The sequence below is a fragment of the Streptococcus sp. HMSC36C04 genome (genome assembly GCF_001839535.1).
Lineage (GTDB): Bacteria > Bacillota > Bacilli > Lactobacillales > Streptococcaceae > Streptococcus > Streptococcus hominis.
This window is the reverse complement of sequence record NZ_KV841587.1, coordinates 1-15,889: the sequence shown is the minus strand read 5'-3', so window position 1 is coordinate 15,889 and position 15,889 is coordinate 1. Positions and strand designations below refer to the sequence as shown.

Annotated in this window: 15 protein-coding genes; 14 read left to right on the top strand and 1 reads right to left on the bottom strand. The window is 32.6% G+C overall.

Features of this window, described 5'->3' with window-relative positions:
• Positions 1-35: 35 nt before the first annotated feature.
• From HMPREF3249_RS03035 to HMPREF3249_RS03020, 4 genes are all read left to right on the top strand, one after another.
• Complete coding sequence (locus HMPREF3249_RS03035; RefSeq protein ID WP_059221676.1) at positions 36-803, top strand: ParB/RepB/Spo0J family partition protein; 768 nt, start codon at positions 36-38, stop codon at positions 801-803.
• A 227-nt stretch (positions 804-1,030) separates the two neighbouring features.
• Positions 1,031-2,374, top strand: a complete 1,344-nt coding sequence (gene dnaA, locus HMPREF3249_RS03030) for a chromosomal replication initiator protein DnaA (protein WP_003029515.1) — start codon at positions 1,031-1,033, stop codon at positions 2,372-2,374.
• Between the two features lie 156 nt (positions 2,375-2,530).
• A complete protein-coding gene (dnaN, locus tag HMPREF3249_RS03025) occupies positions 2,531-3,667 on the top strand; it encodes a DNA polymerase III subunit beta (protein WP_059221678.1) in 1,137 nt (378 codons plus the stop codon).
• Positions 3,667-3,864 (top strand): DUF951 domain-containing protein, encoded by a 198-nt coding sequence (locus HMPREF3249_RS03020; protein ID WP_022526716.1) that lies wholly within the window; start codon positions 3,667-3,669, stop codon positions 3,862-3,864. The genes dnaN and HMPREF3249_RS03020 overlap by 1 nt, the downstream gene beginning before the upstream one ends.
• Before the next feature lie 23 nt (positions 3,865-3,887).
• Here the strand turns inward: HMPREF3249_RS03020 and HMPREF3249_RS03015 are convergent, their stop codons facing one another.
• Positions 3,888-4,388: a DUF1307 domain-containing protein gene (locus HMPREF3249_RS03015; RefSeq protein WP_049533212.1), complete on the bottom strand. Its 501-nt coding sequence runs from the start codon at positions 4,386-4,388 to the stop codon at positions 3,888-3,890.
• Positions 4,389-4,533: 145 nt separating this feature from the next.
• On the opposite strand from HMPREF3249_RS03015, the gene ychF reads away from it, so the two are divergent.
• From ychF to ftsH, 10 genes are all read left to right on the top strand, one after another.
• Positions 4,534-5,649 carry a redox-regulated ATPase YchF gene (gene ychF / locus HMPREF3249_RS03010; protein WP_049533211.1) on the top strand — a complete coding sequence of 372 codons (1,116 nt, stop codon included), beginning with the start codon at positions 4,534-4,536 and terminating at the stop codon, positions 5,647-5,649.
• A gap of 72 nt (positions 5,650-5,721) precedes the next feature.
• A complete protein-coding gene (pth, locus tag HMPREF3249_RS03005) occupies positions 5,722-6,291 on the top strand; it encodes an aminoacyl-tRNA hydrolase (protein ID WP_059221680.1) in 570 nt (189 codons plus the stop codon).
• Positions 6,284-9,790, top strand: coding sequence for a transcription-repair coupling factor (gene mfd, locus HMPREF3249_RS03000; protein WP_106382324.1), 3,507 nt, complete (start codon positions 6,284-6,286; stop codon positions 9,788-9,790). The genes pth and mfd overlap by 8 nt, the downstream gene beginning before the upstream one ends.
• Before the next feature lie 79 nt (positions 9,791-9,869).
• A complete protein-coding gene (locus tag HMPREF3249_RS02995) occupies positions 9,870-10,136 on the top strand; it encodes an RNA-binding S4 domain-containing protein (RefSeq protein WP_003029504.1) in 267 nt (88 codons plus the stop codon).
• Entirely contained in the window at positions 10,129-10,497 is a 369-nt protein-coding gene (locus HMPREF3249_RS02990; protein WP_003029503.1) for a septum formation initiator family protein, read from the top strand. The genes HMPREF3249_RS02995 and HMPREF3249_RS02990 overlap by 8 nt, the downstream gene beginning before the upstream one ends.
• A gap of 2 nt (positions 10,498-10,499) precedes the next feature.
• Positions 10,500-10,628, top strand: coding sequence for an SP_0009 family protein (locus HMPREF3249_RS09615; protein ID WP_003026834.1), 129 nt, complete (start codon positions 10,500-10,502; stop codon positions 10,626-10,628).
• Positions 10,621-11,901, top strand: coding sequence for a serine hydrolase (locus HMPREF3249_RS02985; protein ID WP_049533208.1), 1,281 nt, complete (start codon positions 10,621-10,623; stop codon positions 11,899-11,901). Before HMPREF3249_RS09615 ends, HMPREF3249_RS02985 begins: the two co-directional genes overlap by 8 nt.
• Positions 11,898-13,175, top strand: coding sequence for a tRNA lysidine(34) synthetase TilS (tilS, locus tag HMPREF3249_RS02980; RefSeq protein WP_059221682.1), 1,278 nt, complete (start codon positions 11,898-11,900; stop codon positions 13,173-13,175). The genes HMPREF3249_RS02985 and tilS overlap by 4 nt, the downstream gene beginning before the upstream one ends.
• A 5-nt stretch (positions 13,176-13,180) precedes the next feature.
• On the top strand, positions 13,181-13,723 hold the full coding sequence (gene hpt, locus HMPREF3249_RS02975; RefSeq protein WP_059221684.1) for a hypoxanthine phosphoribosyltransferase: 543 nt from the start codon (positions 13,181-13,183) through the stop codon (positions 13,721-13,723).
• Positions 13,724-13,743: 20 nt separating this feature from the next.
• The gene (gene ftsH / locus HMPREF3249_RS02970; RefSeq protein WP_003029496.1) at positions 13,744-15,714 is read left to right on the top strand and encodes an ATP-dependent zinc metalloprotease FtsH; all 1,971 of its coding nucleotides are present in this window, start codon (positions 13,744-13,746) and stop codon (positions 15,712-15,714) included.
• The last annotated feature ends 175 nt before the right edge of the window (positions 15,715-15,889 follow it).

Below are 15,889 nucleotides of genomic sequence, written 5' to 3'. Positions count from 1 at the left end.
TACAGAATTGTAAAGGTGTGTTATTCTATATAAACATGGAAAAATATCAATATATTGCACTTAAGGACATTCAAACTAATCCTTATCAACCAAGAAAAGAATTTTCAGAAGAAAAAATTACTGAGCTTGCTAATTCTATAAAAGAACATGGGATTATTCAGCCCATTATTGTACGAAAATCTCCGATAATTGGTTATGAATTGCTAGCTGGTGAAAGACGTTTTAGAGCTGCTAAATTAGCAGGCTTAACAAATATACCAGCTATTATAAAAGAAGTAACAGATGATGAAATGATGAAGCAAGCCATTATTGAAAATTTACAACGAGAAGATTTAAATCCTATAGAAGAAGCACAATCTTATCAATATTTGATTGACAAAGGGTTGACACATAAAGAGATCGCTCTGACTATGGGAAAATCACGTCCTTATATTACAAATTCTGTTCGGTTATTAAATTTACCTCTCAATATTATCGAAGCGATAAAAGAAGGAAATATTTCTCAAGGACACGCTCGTCTGCTCATCAATCTCTCAGAAAAAGAGCAAAATCAGTGGTTTGATAAAATATTATCTCAAGGCCTTTCTGTTCGGCAGTTAGAAAAACAATTGCATTCCCAACAGACAAAAACTGTAACAAAAAATAAACATCATCTCTTCCTCAAAGAGGAAGAAAAAAGATTAAAAAAGATATTTGGTACAGAGATTTCTCTTCAATTTTCTAAACAATCTCAATCAGGGAAAATTTGTATTCATTTTTCAAACCTAGAAGAATATCAAAGAATTATTGACAGCTTTAAATAAGGCTGTTATTTTTATTCTTTCAAGTCACAGAGTTATCCACTCTTATTTTATAAGAAAACCTTAATAAATCACAGAAAAACTGCTTTATTCACAATCTGTGGAAAACTTCAAAGAACAATGTGAATTTATTTCCACAGATTGTGGAAAACTTTTGCATTTTATGTTAAAATAACTTCTATGGATAATTAAATATAACGAAGATTTATTAGCAAGGAAGGAGGTTTCTTATGTCACAAGAAGCTAATTTTTGGGCGCGTGTTTTAGAATTGGCTCAAAAACAAATCAAAAAAAATACATATGATTATTTTGTTTCAGGAGCTCGGTTAATGAAAGTTGAAAATTTTCAAGCTACTGTACTTCTTGACAGTCCTGTCAAACAATTATTTTGGGATCAAAATTTAGCAGATGTCATCATTACTGCAGGTTTTGAAATTTATAATGACCAAATTACCGTACACTATATCTTTCAAGAGGAAAATGATGAAGTTACTCAATCAACAAATACAAATCATTCAGTAGTTAAACCAAGCCTTCCTCCCATTGAAACCGGGTTAAAAGCAAAATATACATTTGATAATTTTGTTCAAGGCGATGGAAATGTTTGGGCTCTATCGGCGGCACTCGCTGTTTCTGAAAATTTAGCAACAACTTATAATCCATTGTTTATCTATGGTGGACCAGGATTAGGAAAAACCCATTTACTAAATGCAATTGGAAATCAAATTTTAGAAAATATTCCTGATGCTAGAGTGAAATACATTCCTGCTGAGACTTTTATCAACGACTTTTTAGAACATCTTCGATTAGGGGAAATGGAAAGCTTTAAGAGAACTTATCGAAGCCTCGATCTTTTATTGATTGATGACATTCAGTCTTTAGGTGGAAAGAAAGTTTCTACTCAAGAAGAATTTTTCAATACTTTTAATGCTTTACATGGAGACAATAAACAAATTGTACTAACAAGTGACCGAAGTCCTGATCATCTGGATAATCTTGAAGAACGTTTAGTCACGCGCTTCAAATGGGGATTAACTCAAAACATTACTCCACCTGATTTTGAAACAAGAATCGCCATTTTACGTAATAAGATAGAAGATTTAGATTACATCTTTCCAAATGATACCTTAGAATATCTAGCAGGTCAATTTGATTCAAATGTGCGAGATTTAGAAGGTGCTCTAAATGATATTTCTCTTATGGCTAGAGTAAAAAATCTGAAAGAAATTACAATTGACGCTGCTGCTGAAGCTATTCGAGCTCGAAAACAAGATGCAAGTCAAATTTTAGTTATTCCAATTGATAAAATCCAAACAGAAGTTGGAAATTTCTATGGAGTTAGCGTTAAAGAAATGAAAGGAAGTCGTCGGGTTCAAAATATTGTCCTTGCTAGACAAGTAGCTATGTATTTGGCCCGTGAATTAACCGATAACAGTCTTCCAAAAATTGGAAGAGAATTTGGCGGTAAAGATCATACAACGGTCATACATGCTCATGGGAAAATAAAAACAATGCTAGAAATGGATGATAATCTTCGATTAGAAATAGAAAACATAAAAAATAAAATCAGATAACTGTGGATAATTGCAGAAAAAATGTTAAAGTTATTCACAATTTATAAACAGGTCTGTTTTTGTGTTCTATCGCTGATTAGGAAACTTTCCCACAAGTTTCACACAAACTACTATTACTATTAACTTAATAATCATAAAATAATAAAAGGAGTGTCTATGATTAACTTTTCAATCAATAAAAATTTATTTTTACAAGCTTTAAATACAACCAAACGCGCTATTAGTCTTAAAAATGCTATTCCAATTCTTTCTACAGTAAAAATTGATGTTACAAATGAAGGAATTACATTAATTGGTTCAAATGGACAAATTTCTATTGAAAATTTTATTTCAATTAAAAATGAAAATGCAGGGCTTTTAGTGACCTCTTCAGGCTCCATTTTACTTGAAGCAACTTTTTTCATCAATGTTGTATCAAGTCTTCCTGATGTTACACTTGATTTTAAAGAAATTGAGCAAAAGCAAATTGTTTTAACTAGTGGCAAATCAGAAATTACCTTAAAAGGAAAAGATGCAGATCAATACCCTCGTATTCAAGAAATTTCAGCAAGTAATCCTTTGGTGCTTGAAACAAGTGTTCTTAAAAATATTATTAACGAGACAGCTTTTGCAGCTAGTACACAAGAAAGTCGCCCGATTTTAACGGGGGTTCATTTTGTTTTAACAGAAAATAAAAATTTAAAGACGGTTGCAACAGACTCTCATCGGATGAGTCAAAAGAAGATTGTTTTAGAAAAAAATGGGGATAATTTTGATGTTGTTATTCCTAGTCGTTCTCTACGCGAATTTTCAGCCGTTTTTACGGATGATATTGAAACAGTAGAGATTTACTTCACAAATAATCAATTGCTCTTTAGAAGTGAAAATATTAGCTTCTACACTCGGCTGTTAGAGGGAAATTATCCTGATACCGACCGTTTAATTCCAACAGAATTTACTAGTATCGTAACATTTGATAAAAATAACCTTCGTTATGCAATGGAACGCGCACGCCTTCTTTCAAATGCAACTCAAAATGGAACAGTTAAATTAGAAATTATAAATGGTGTAGTTAGTGCACATGTGAACTCTCCTGAAGTTGGCCGTGTAAATGAAGAAATTGATACTGAAAGTATATCAGGTCAAGATTTAACCATTAGTTTTAATCCAACGTATTTAATTGATTCATTGAAAGCTATTAATAGTGAAAAAGTTACAATCAGCTTTATTTCGGCTGTACGTCCATTTACTTTAGTTCCAAATGAAGATACAGAGAACTTTATTCAATTGATTACACCAGTGAGAACAAACTAATGTATGATGTAGGAAATTTTGTTGAAATGAAAAAACCACATGCTTGTACGATTAAATCTACAGGCAAAAAAGCAAATCGTTGGGAAATTATTCGAGTGGGTGCGGATATTAAAATTCGCTGTACAAATTGCCAACATATCGTGATGATGAGCCGATATGATTTTGAACGAAAACTAAAAAAAGTGCTAGGAAATTGATTTCTTAGCACCTTTTCATAATCTTATTTTAATTTTTCAAATTTACCGTCTGTAATTTCTTTAAAACCTTTACTTGTTAAGAGTTCTTTACTAGCTTTCATACTAACTTTTTTACTTTTTCTCGTATTCTTATCTGTATACATTCCAGGTAAGGTTGCTAATTTATCAAAGTCTACTTTATTAAAGTTAATTTCTACAGTTTCCTTAACTCCCTTTTCTTCATAAGTGACTTTTTCTTTAATTCCCTCAATATTTTGATACATTTGAGAAGCTTTATCAATTCTGTCTTTAACATCTTCTTTTTTAGTAGCTCCTAAGGTTTTATAAGACCAAAATGAATTAGTAGTTTGTTTTGTGACAATATCTCCTTTATAATAATAGGTTAAACGTAAGTCGTATTGCAAATTTTGATCAATTCTTTGAAATGACATCTTTTTTTCTTGAGATCCGCATGCAATGAGAGTGATGAGCGAAAAAACTGTAACAAAACCAACCAATAATTGTTTTAAATATCTTTTTTTCATGGCATTACCTCCTATACCTCAATAAAATTATAATATTTTTATTGGGAAAATACAACATTTTACAAAAATGATTAAGTTATAAGTCAAATAGTGGTAAATATGATATAATGGTTTATTGAATTGAAAAGGTGAAAGGAAGAGCGAAATGGCTTTAACAGCAGGAATTGTGGGATTGCCTAATGTTGGAAAATCCACTTTATTTAATGCGATTACAAAAGCAGGAGCAGAGGCAGCTAACTACCCCTTTGCGACGATTGACCCTAATGTTGGACGGGTAGAAGTTCCAGATGCTCGTTTGGATAAATTAACAGAGCTTATCAAACCACAGAAAAAAGTGCCAACAACTTTTGAGTTTACAGATATTGCAGGGATTGTAAAAGGAGCTTCAAAAGGAGAAGGTCTTGGAAATAAATTTTTGGCTAACATTCGTGAAGTTGATGCCATTGTTCATGTGGTTCGGGCTTTTGATGATGAAAATGTTATGCGGGAACAAGGACGTGAGTCAAGTTTTGTTGACCCAATGGCTGATATTGAAACAATTAATCTTGAGTTGATTTTAGCAGATTTAGAAAGTATCAATAAACGCTACACACGTGTAGAAAAAGTTGCTCGAACGCAAAAAGACAAAGATTCAGTAGCTGAGTTTCATGTTTTGCAAAAAATCAAACCAGTTTTAGAAAATGGTTTATCAGCTCGTACCATTGAATTTGATGAGGAAGAACAAAAGATTGTCAAAAAATTATTTTTATTGACTACAAAACCAGTGCTTTATGTTGCGAATGTTGGTGAAGACGAGGTAGCAGATTCGGATAATATTGAGTATGTTCAACAAATTCGCGAGTTTGCAGCAACTGAAAATGCAGAGGTAGTGGTTATATCTGCGCGTGCTGAAGAAGAAATTTCTGAGCTAGATGATGAAGATAAAGCTGAATTTCTTGAAGCAATGGGCTTGAACGAATCTGGGGTTGACAAATTAACCAGAGCAGCTTATCATTTATTAGGACTTGGAACTTATTTTACAGCAGGAGAAAAAGAAGTTCGAGCTTGGACATTTAAACGTGGCATGAAAGCACCACAAGCAGCTGGCATTATTCACTCAGACTTTGAGAAAGGCTTCATTCGTGCTGTAACCATGTCTTATGATGATTTAGTGAAATATGGAAGTGAAAAAGCAGTCAAAGAAGCAGGACGACTGCGTGAAGAAGGAAAAGAATATATCGTTCAAGATGGCGATATTATGGAATTTAGATTTAATGTGTAAAGCATTGTAAACTAAATATAAACGAGGTTGGAAAAACTTTTCCAGCCCTTTTGGTCTTTTTAGAGGTAAAAAATGGTAAAGATGATTGTAGGTTTGGGAAATCCTGGAGAAAAATATTTTGAAACAAGACATAATGTCGGATTTATGCTAATTGACAAAATGTGTAAAGAACAAAATTTAAAGTTTACAACTGATAAAATTTTTCAAGCAGAAATAGCTTCTACATTTTTTAATGGTGAGAAAGTGTATTTTGTCAAACCAACGACCTTTATGAATGAGAGTGGAAAGGCTGTTCATGCTCTTCTATCTTATTATGGTCTAGATATTGAAGATTTAGTGGTTATCTATGATGACTTAGATATGGAAGTAGGAAAAATACGACTTAGAGCAAAAGGATCAGCTGGTGGTCACAATGGCATCAAATCAATTATAAAACATATAGGAACCCAAGAATTTAAACGAATTAAAATTGGTATTGGTCGTCCCGAAAATAATATAACCATTATTCACCATGTGTTAGGAAAATTTTCAAAAGGAGACTATGCTATAATTTTAAATATACTTGACAAAGTTGACAGTGCTGTAAATTATTATTTACATTCTAATAATTTTGAACAAACAATGCAACAATACAATGGATAAAAAGATGGATATTATTGAGTTATTTAATCAAAATAAACAAATAGTTGATTGGCAAAGAAATCTAAATAAATCAACTCGGCAGTTATTAATGGGTTTGTCATCTTCAACTAAGGCTATTACAATGGCCTCTTGTGTAGAGGAGAATCACAAAATTTTGATTTTAACGTCTACTTATAGTGAAGCAGAAAGACTTTCTAGTGATCTGATTGGCTTGGTGGGAGAAGAGAGGGTCTATACATTTCTTGCAGATGATACTCCGTTAGCTGAGTTTGTTTTTTCTTCTCAAGAAAAGATTTTTTCTCGTTTGGAAGCTCTAGATTTTTTATTAGATTCTCAACAATCAGGATTTTTGATAGTTAATGTGGCAGCTAGTCAACTATTTTTACCCAATCCTGTTAATTTCAATTCAGCTTATATTGATTTAAAAATAGGGCAAGAATATGAGTTGAAAGATTTGATTTCTCAATTGCTAAATTCAGGTTATAAGCAAGTATCACAAGTATTGAAACAAGGGGAGTTTAGTCTTCGTGGTGATATTTTAGATATTTTTGAGCGCTCTAGTCAAATGCCTTTTCGGGTTGAATTTTTTGGTGATGAAGTTGATGGTATTCGTCTATTTAATCCTGAAAATCAAATTTCTATTCAAAATGTAGAACATGTGCATATTCATCCTGCTACAGATATCATATTTACTAAAGCAGATTATAAAAGTGCACAGAAAAAAATAGAAAATCTTATAGAAAAAACTGTAGATTCAACTTCAAAATCTTATTTAGAGGAGATTTTAGCTAGTACAAAAGAACAAATTCAACATACTGATATTAGAAAATTATTGTCTTATTTTTATCAAAATGAATGGACAATTCTTGATTATCTTCCAAAACATAGCCCAATTTTCTTTGATGATTTTCAAAAAATTATGAATAGATATGCTCAGTTTCAATTAGAAACAGCAAATTTATTGACAGAAGATTTACAAACTAGTAAAGCGGTTGAAAATCAATCTTATTTTGTAGATGTTTATTCAATATTTAGAAAGTATAAACCAGCTACCTTCTTTTCCAATTTTCATAAAGGACTGGGAAATTTAAAATTTGATTCTCTTTATCAGTTCAATCAGTATCCTATGCAGGAATTTTTTAGTCAATTTCAGCTTTTGAAAGAAGAAATCAGTCGCTATAAAAAATCTAACTACACAGTTATTATACAATCAAATTCTTTATTGACTTTACAAAGTTTACATAAAAGTTTACAAGAATATGAAATTCCACTTGATTATGTTAATGATACTAAAATTCATAAACATGCTGTTCAATTAGTAGAAGGACGTTTAATTCAAGGATTTAATTTTGTAGACGAAAAAATTGTTTTAATCACTGAATATGATATTCTGCAAAAAAAAGTAAAACGAAAAGTTCGCAGGCAAAGTATTTCTAATGCTGAACGTTTGAAAAATTATAATGAGCTGGAAAAAGGAGATTATGTTGTTCATAACGTTCATGGAATTGGGCGATATTTAGGAATTGAGACGATTGAAATTTCAGGAATTCATCGTGATTATCTCACTATTCAATATCAAAATGCAGATCGTATTTCTATTCCTGTTGATCAGATTCATCTACTTTCTAAATATGTTGCGAGTGATGGTAAAGCGCCTAAGATCAATAAATTAAATGATGGACGTTTTCAAAAAACTAAACAGAGAGTACAACATCAAGTTGAAGACATTGCTGAGGATTTAATTAAACTTTACGCAGAGAGAAGTCAATTAAAGGGATTTGCGTTTTCTAGTGATGATTCTTATCAGCAAGAATTTGATAATGATTTTCCTTATGTAGAAACAGAAGATCAGTTGCGTTCTATAAAAGAAGTTAAAAAAGACATGGAAAGTGATCATCCTATGGACCGTCTTTTAGTTGGGGATGTTGGTTTTGGGAAGACGGAAGTAGCTATGAGAGCTGCTTTTAAAGCAGTAAATGATCATAAACAAGTGGTAATTTTAGTTCCCACTACGGTTTTAGCTCAACAGCACTATACGAACTTTAAGGACCGTTTTAACGATTTTCCTATCAACATTGAAGTATTAAGTCGTTTTAAAAGTAAATCAGAACAAAAAATAATTTTAAAAAAATTAAAAAAAGGGCAGGTGGATATTATTATTGGAACGCATCGTCTCCTGTCAAAAGATATTGTATTTGCTGATTTAGGACTCATTGTTATTGATGAGGAGCAACGTTTTGGAGTTAAGCATAAAGAAAAATTAAAAGAGTTGAAAACAAAAGTTGATGTTTTAACTTTGACGGCGACCCCTATTCCTCGTACACTCCATATGTCTATGTTAGGTATACGTGATTTATCAGTTATTGAAACTCCTCCAACAAATCGCTACCCAGTTCAAACTTATGTTTTAGAAAATAATGCAACAGTTATTCGAGATGCAGTTTTAAGAGAAATGGATCGAGGGGGGCAGGTTTACTATCTTTACAATAAAGTTGACACAATGGAGCGAAAAGTTTCAGAATTGAAAGAATTGATTCCAGAAGCTTATATTGGATATGTACATGGTCAAATGAGTGAAATTCTTCTTGAAAATACTTTACTTGATTTTATCAATGGGGAATATGATATTTTGGTGACAACGACTATTATTGAAACTGGTGTTGATATTCCTAATGTTAATACTCTTTTTATTGAAAATGCAGATCATATGGGATTGTCAACTTTATATCAATTAAGAGGGCGTATTGGTCGTAGTAATCGTATTGCTTATGCCTATCTCATGTATCGTCCTGACAAGGTTTTAACAGAAATTTCTGAAAAACGTTTGGAAACTATAAAAGGATTTACAGAATTAGGTTCTGGTTTTAAAATCGCTATGCGAGATTTATCTATTCGTGGTGCTGGAAATATTTTAGGAAGTTCACAATCTGGTTTTATTGATTCTGTTGGATTTGAGATGTATTCTCAATTATTAGAAGAGGCTATTGCTAAAAAACAAGGCAAAGAAAAAAGACGGCAAAAAGGAAATGCTGAAATTAATTTGCAGATTGATGCCTATCTTCCTAGTGATTATATTGCTGATGAAAGGCAGAAAATTGAAATTTACAAACGTATTCGCGAGATTGACAGTCGTGTAAATTATGAAGAATTACAGAATGAGTTGATGGATCGTTTTGGAGAATATCCAGATGTTGTTGCCTTTTTATTAGAAATTGGTCTTGTAAAGTCTTATTTAGATCAAGCTTTTGTTCAGCTTGTTGAAAAAAAGCAACAAGCTGTGATTGTCCGATTTGAAAAAGTTTCTCAACAGTTTTTCTTAACTCAAGATTACTTTGAAGCTCTTTCTGTGACAAATTTAAAAGCAAGAATTTCAGAAAATAAGGGATTGATTGAAGTTATATTTGATGTAAAAAATAAAAAAGATTATGAAATTTTAGAAGGACTTTTGCAGTTTTCAGAAAAATTAGTAGAAATTAAAAATCAAAAGAAAAATTGCTAACTTTACAATTTTGTAAAGTTTCGCTTTCATCTATAATATTTTCTTAAAAAATGGTAAAATAATAAATTGAGGTAACTTTATGAGATTAGATAAATATTTAAAAGTATCCCGTATTATAAAACGTCGTCCTATTGCTAAAGAGGTGGCCGATAAGGGAAGAATTAAAGTAAATGGAATTTTAGCTAAAAGTTCAACAGATTTAAAAATCAATGATGAAATAGAGATTCGTTTTGGAAATAAAATTTTATTAGTTCGTGTTCTAGAAATGAAAGACAGTACTAAAAAAGAAGATGCCACTAAAATGTACGAAATTATAAAAGAAACAAAGGTAGAAGTAGATGGCTAGAAATATTGTTCAATTAAATAATCGCTATATACAAGATGAAAACCAACATCGCCGTTATTTAGAGCAAGAAAGAAGAAAAAAGAATCGCTTTATGGGGTGGGTGTTGATTTTAGTCATCTTATTGTTTATTTTACCGACATTTAATTTGGTTCAAAGCTATCGAAATTTATTAGAACGTCGAACACAATTGATGCATCTACAAAAGAGATACGAAGAAATAAGTAACGAAAAAGAATCTCAAAAAGCTTTTGCTAATAAATTAAAAGATGAAGAATATGCTGCTAAATATGCACGTGCTAAATATTATTATTCTAAACAAGGGGAATATATCTATACAATCCCAGGATTGTTGCCACAGTAAGGATGGAAAATTTATTAAAAACGATTGAACAATTTTTGGAGTTTTCTGATGAAAAATTAGAAGAATTATCCAGAAAGAATCAGGCATTAAAATTAGAAGAGACTAAAAAGGAAAGGGGAGAGCATGCGTAAGTTGCTATTTCTATTATTGTTGCCAGCATTTTTAACTGCAAAAGTAGTAGTAAGTACGGAACAAGATGTCGAATTGACTGCAAAGCAACAGTATGAAATTACTAGTACGATCTACAGTAACTACTACACGGATCTTCCAACCAATCCAAATGTTTATGAGCAAATTCCAACTTATACGTCCTTAAATTTAGAAAAAGTTGCTGGGAGTTTAACTCCGAATACATCAATTAAACTTTCTGACTTACAAGTCAATGAACAAGGACTCCCAGTTTTTAAACTCGCAAATGGGCAATTTGTTCCTGCTGATAAACGAATGATTTATGATGATATTGTCCAATCTAGTGCAGATGTTTCTCAAACAATGTGGCTTAGACCATCATTTGTAGTTTACAATCAACCTTTTATAAATGGAACAAAAGAAGTTAAGACGAATTTATTACCTTATCATCCAGTGAAAATTACTCAACTTGCTGAGACGACATCAGGAAAATATGCTTATGTTGAAGGCAAAGGTTGGATTGATATGGAATACTTATCTGATACAGATAATCGTATGGATAAAGTTCAAGAGATTTTAACAAGCAAGTACAATAAAGCAGACTATTCGATCTATGTAAAACAATTAGATTCTGGAAAAACTGCTGGTATAAACCCAGATTTGGAAATGTATTCTGCTAGTGTGGCAAAACTTCCTATTCTTTATTACGCTCAGAAGCAATTAAATGAAGGAAAATACAAATCATCTTCTGGTTTAAAATATATTCCTGCTGTAAATGACTATTCAGGTGCTTATGATACAGAAGGTAGTGGAAGCATTTCTAAAAAATCAGATAATAAGTCCTACAGCATTCAGGATTTGATGAACCATATTGCAAAAGAATCAGATAATGCAGCTACAAATATTTTAGGATATTATATTACTAATCAATCAGACAGCACTTATCAAGCAACAATTGAGCAAATTGCTGGGAAAAAATGGGATGTGGAAAAACGCGATGCTTCAGCAAGGATGGCAGGAAATGTGATGGAAGCTATCTATGAACAAAATGGGGACATTATCAATGCACTATCACAAACAAATTTTGATGGACAGCGTATTTCTAAGAATATAAATGTAAAAGTAGCTCATAAAATTGGGGATGCTTATGATTTTAAGCATGATGTTGCAATTGTTTATGCTAATTCTCCTTTTGTTCTGTCTATTTTTACAAATCATGCTGATTATGACACCATTTCTAAAATTGCAGATGATATTTATGAGGTTTTAAAATGATAGAACAACAATTTTTTCAAATGGTGCAAAAAAAAGGCTATTTCAGACATCATAGAAAAGTTTTACTTGCTATTTCTGGTGGACTAGATTCTATGACTTTGCTTGACTGGTTTTATAAATATCGCGAAAAACTAGAAATAGAAATTTACCTTGCTCATGTTAATCATGGAGTGAGAGAAGAATCTGATTTTGAGGAAGAAGAACTAAAAAAAATAGCAACGAAACTTGGTGTAAGCATTTTTACATCAAGTTTTTCTGGACCATTCTCAGAACAAAAAGCGCGTGATTTTCGCTATGCTTTTTTCAAAAAAATTATGTTAGAAGAAAATTGCACAGCTTTGGTGACAGCACACCATGCTGATGACCAAGCAGAAACGATTTTTATGAGAATTCTTCGTGGCAGCCGTTTATGTCATATTTCAGGAATGAAAGAAAAACAAAAATTTGCAAATGGAGAATTGATAAGACCGTTGCTTTCTTTTCAAAAATCAAACTTCCCTCCTATTTTTCATTTTGAGGATTGGACAAATCAAGAGAACCATTATTTGCGCAATCGAATTCGAAATGAGTATTTTCCATTGTTAGAACAAGAAAATCCGCAGTTCAGGAAGCATTTAATAGAATTGGGAACAGAAATTTCTCAAATGCAAGATGCATTAGCATATTTAACTAAAAATATTGTAGCGACGAATCTGCAGGAATTTCAATCTCAACCTTACTCTGTGCAAAGTTTTTTGCTACAGGCTTATTTAAAGAAATTTCCTGATTTGCAGCTCAGTAAAGCACATTTTTCTGATATTTTAGCAATCTTGAACAAGCAATCTAATTATCAGCAACCACTTAAAGCGGGTTACGAACTCTATAAAAATTATGATTCCTTTGAGATTCGTAAAATCAGTCCACAGTCTGATTTAAAAGTGGATTCAATTTTGTTAAAATATAACGATATTGTGGAATATGGTCATTATCGCTTTTCTTTTGGAAAAGAACTTCATGGAAAAAACATCCAAGAAGTGTTTGTTTCACGTGAAACAGAAATTTTACTTCGACATAGAAAAGAACAAGATGAAATTATTTTGAATCAACACCATAAAAAGCTTCGTCGGTATTTTATTGATCAAAAAATTCCTATAGATCAAAGAAAAAATGCTATTGTTATTGAACAAAACGGGGAAATCTTAGCAATTGCTGGAATCGTAACATGTGATTTGAGTAAGAGTCAAAAAAATGATATAATGTATAACAAACTTTATATTCAAAATTTAGATAGGTAAAGAAGATGCTAGAACAAGATATTAAGAAAGTTTTGGTTTCACATGATGAGATCGTGGTAGCAGCACAAAATTTAGGAGCTCAATTAACTAGTGATTATGCAGGGAAAAATCCTATTTTTGTAGGAATTCTAAAAGGTTCCATTCCTTTTATGGCAGAGTTGATAAAGCATGTTGATACCCATATTGAAATGGATTTTATGTTAGTGTCAAGCTATCATGGTGGAACATCTAGTAGTGGTGTTATCAATATTATTAAAGATATTGATCAAGATATTGCTGGACGTCATATTCTTTTTGTCGAAGATATTATTGATACGGGAAAAACATTGAAAAGTCTGTGTGAATTATTTAGGGAGAAAAAAGCTGCGTCTGTTAAAATTGCTACACTTTTAGACAAGCCGGCAGGACGAAAAGTTGATATTGAAGCGGATTACACATGTTTTACAATTCCAAATGAATTTGTAGTTGGTTATGGTCTAGATTTTGATGAAAACTATCGAAATCTACCATATGTAGGGGTTTTAAAAGAAGAAGTTTATACAAAATAAAAAGGTATATTGATAGATAGATGAAAAATAAACAAAATAATGGTTTTATAAAAAATCCTTTCCTATATATTTTAATCATTGTTGTTGTTATTACAGGTTTTCAGTATTTTTCAGCTGGAAGTTCTGTAGGTCGCAGTCAACAAATTAACTATACTGAGTTAGTTAAAGAAATTAGAAATGGAAATGTAAAGGATATTAGCTATCAGCCAAATGGTAGTGTTATTGAAGTTGCAGGTACTTATAAGAAAGAAAAGAAGGTAAAGGATAATAGTGGTATTCAGTTTTTTACTCCTTCTTCTACCTCTGTAAGCCGCTTTACTAGTGTTATTCTACCTTCAGACTTAACGGTAGCTGAATTACAAAAATTAGCTTCAGATAAAGGAACTGAAATCACCATTAAACGTGAAAGTTCAAGTGGTGTTTGGATTCAAGTGCTGACAACTCTGGTGCCATTTGCCATCTTTGCTTTCTTCCTGTTCTCTATGATGAATCAAGGTGGAGGCGGTGGAGCGCGTGGAGCCATGAGCTTTGGACGTAATAAAGCGCGTGCGACAAACAAAGAAGATATAAAAGTACGTTTTTCTGATGTAGCAGGTGCGGAAGAAGAAAAACAAGAACTAGTTGAAGTTGTTGAATTTCTAAAGGATCCTAAACGTTATACAAAACTAGGAGCTCGCATACCAGCTGGTGTTCTTCTTGAAGGCCCTCCAGGGACTGGTAAAACCCTTCTTGCTAAAGCAGTAGCTGGTGAGGCAGGTGTTCCATTCTTTAGTATTTCAGGTTCAGATTTCGTTGAAATGTTTGTCGGTGTCGGTGCTAGCCGTGTTCGCTCTCTTTTTGAAGATGCAAAAAAAGCAGCCCCAGCGATTATTTTTATTGATGAAATTGATGCTGTTGGTCGTCAACGTGGAGTTGGACTTGGCGGAGGAAACGATGAACGCGAACAAACCCTTAATCAACTTCTGATTGAGATGGATGGTTTTGAAGGTAATGAAGGAATTATTGTTATTGCAGCAACAAACCGTAGTGATGTGCTAGATCCGGCGCTTCTGCGTCCTGGTCGATTTGACCGTAAAGTTCTTGTTGGGCAACCAGATGTAAAAGGTCGTGAAGCTATCCTTCGTGTTCATGCTAGAAATAAACCTCTTGCTGAAGATGTTGACTTAAAACTAGTTGCTCAACAAACGCCTGGTTTTGTTGGTGCTGATTTGGAAAATGTGTTAAATGAAGCGGCTCTTGTCGCAGCGCGTCGAAATAAAAAAGTTATTGATGCTTCCGATATAGATGAAGCAGAAGATCGTGTTATTGCAGGACCGTCTAAAAAAGATAAGACAGTTTCACAACGTGATCGGCAAATTGTCGCTTATCATGAGGCAGGACATACGATTGTTGGTCTTGTTTTATCAAATGCACGTGTCGTTCACAAGGTAACCATTGTACCTCGTGGTCGTGCAGGTGGATATATGATTGCTCTTCCGAAAGAAGATCAGACTCTTTTATCTAAAGAAGATATGAAAGAGCAATTGGCAGGACTTATGGGGGGACGTGTTGCTGAAGAAATTATTTTTAACGTCCAAACTACAGGTGCTTCGAATGACTTTGAACAAGCTACACAAATGGCACGTGCGATGGTAACAGAGTATGGTATGAGTGAAAAACTCGGTCCAGTTCAATATGAAGGAAACCATGCGATGTTTGGTGCTGCAAGTCCACAAAAATCAATTTCAGAGCAAACTGCATATGAAATTGATGAAGAAGTTCGTAATTTGCTTAATGAAGCGCGCAACAAAGCAGCAGAAATTATCCAATCAAATCGCGAAAAGCATAAATTAATTGCGGAAGCTCTTCTTAAATACGAAACACTTGATAGTCATCAAATCAAATCATTATATGAAACTGGCGAAATGCCTGATGAACCAAATGCAAGTTCTTCACATGCTTTGAGCTATGATGAAGTGAAATCTCAAATGGAAGAGCAAAAACCAGAATAAATTATAAAATGTTAAAACTCTTTGATTTAAAATCAGAGGGTTTTAACATTATCCGCTGAAAAGTATGTAAAAGTACCTGAAGAGATAGATAGGTGTATTAAGAAGTACGAAATAGAAACCAAAAAGAGTAGAATAGCTACCAGAAAACAAAAGGTTTCTCCTTCATGCTATCCTT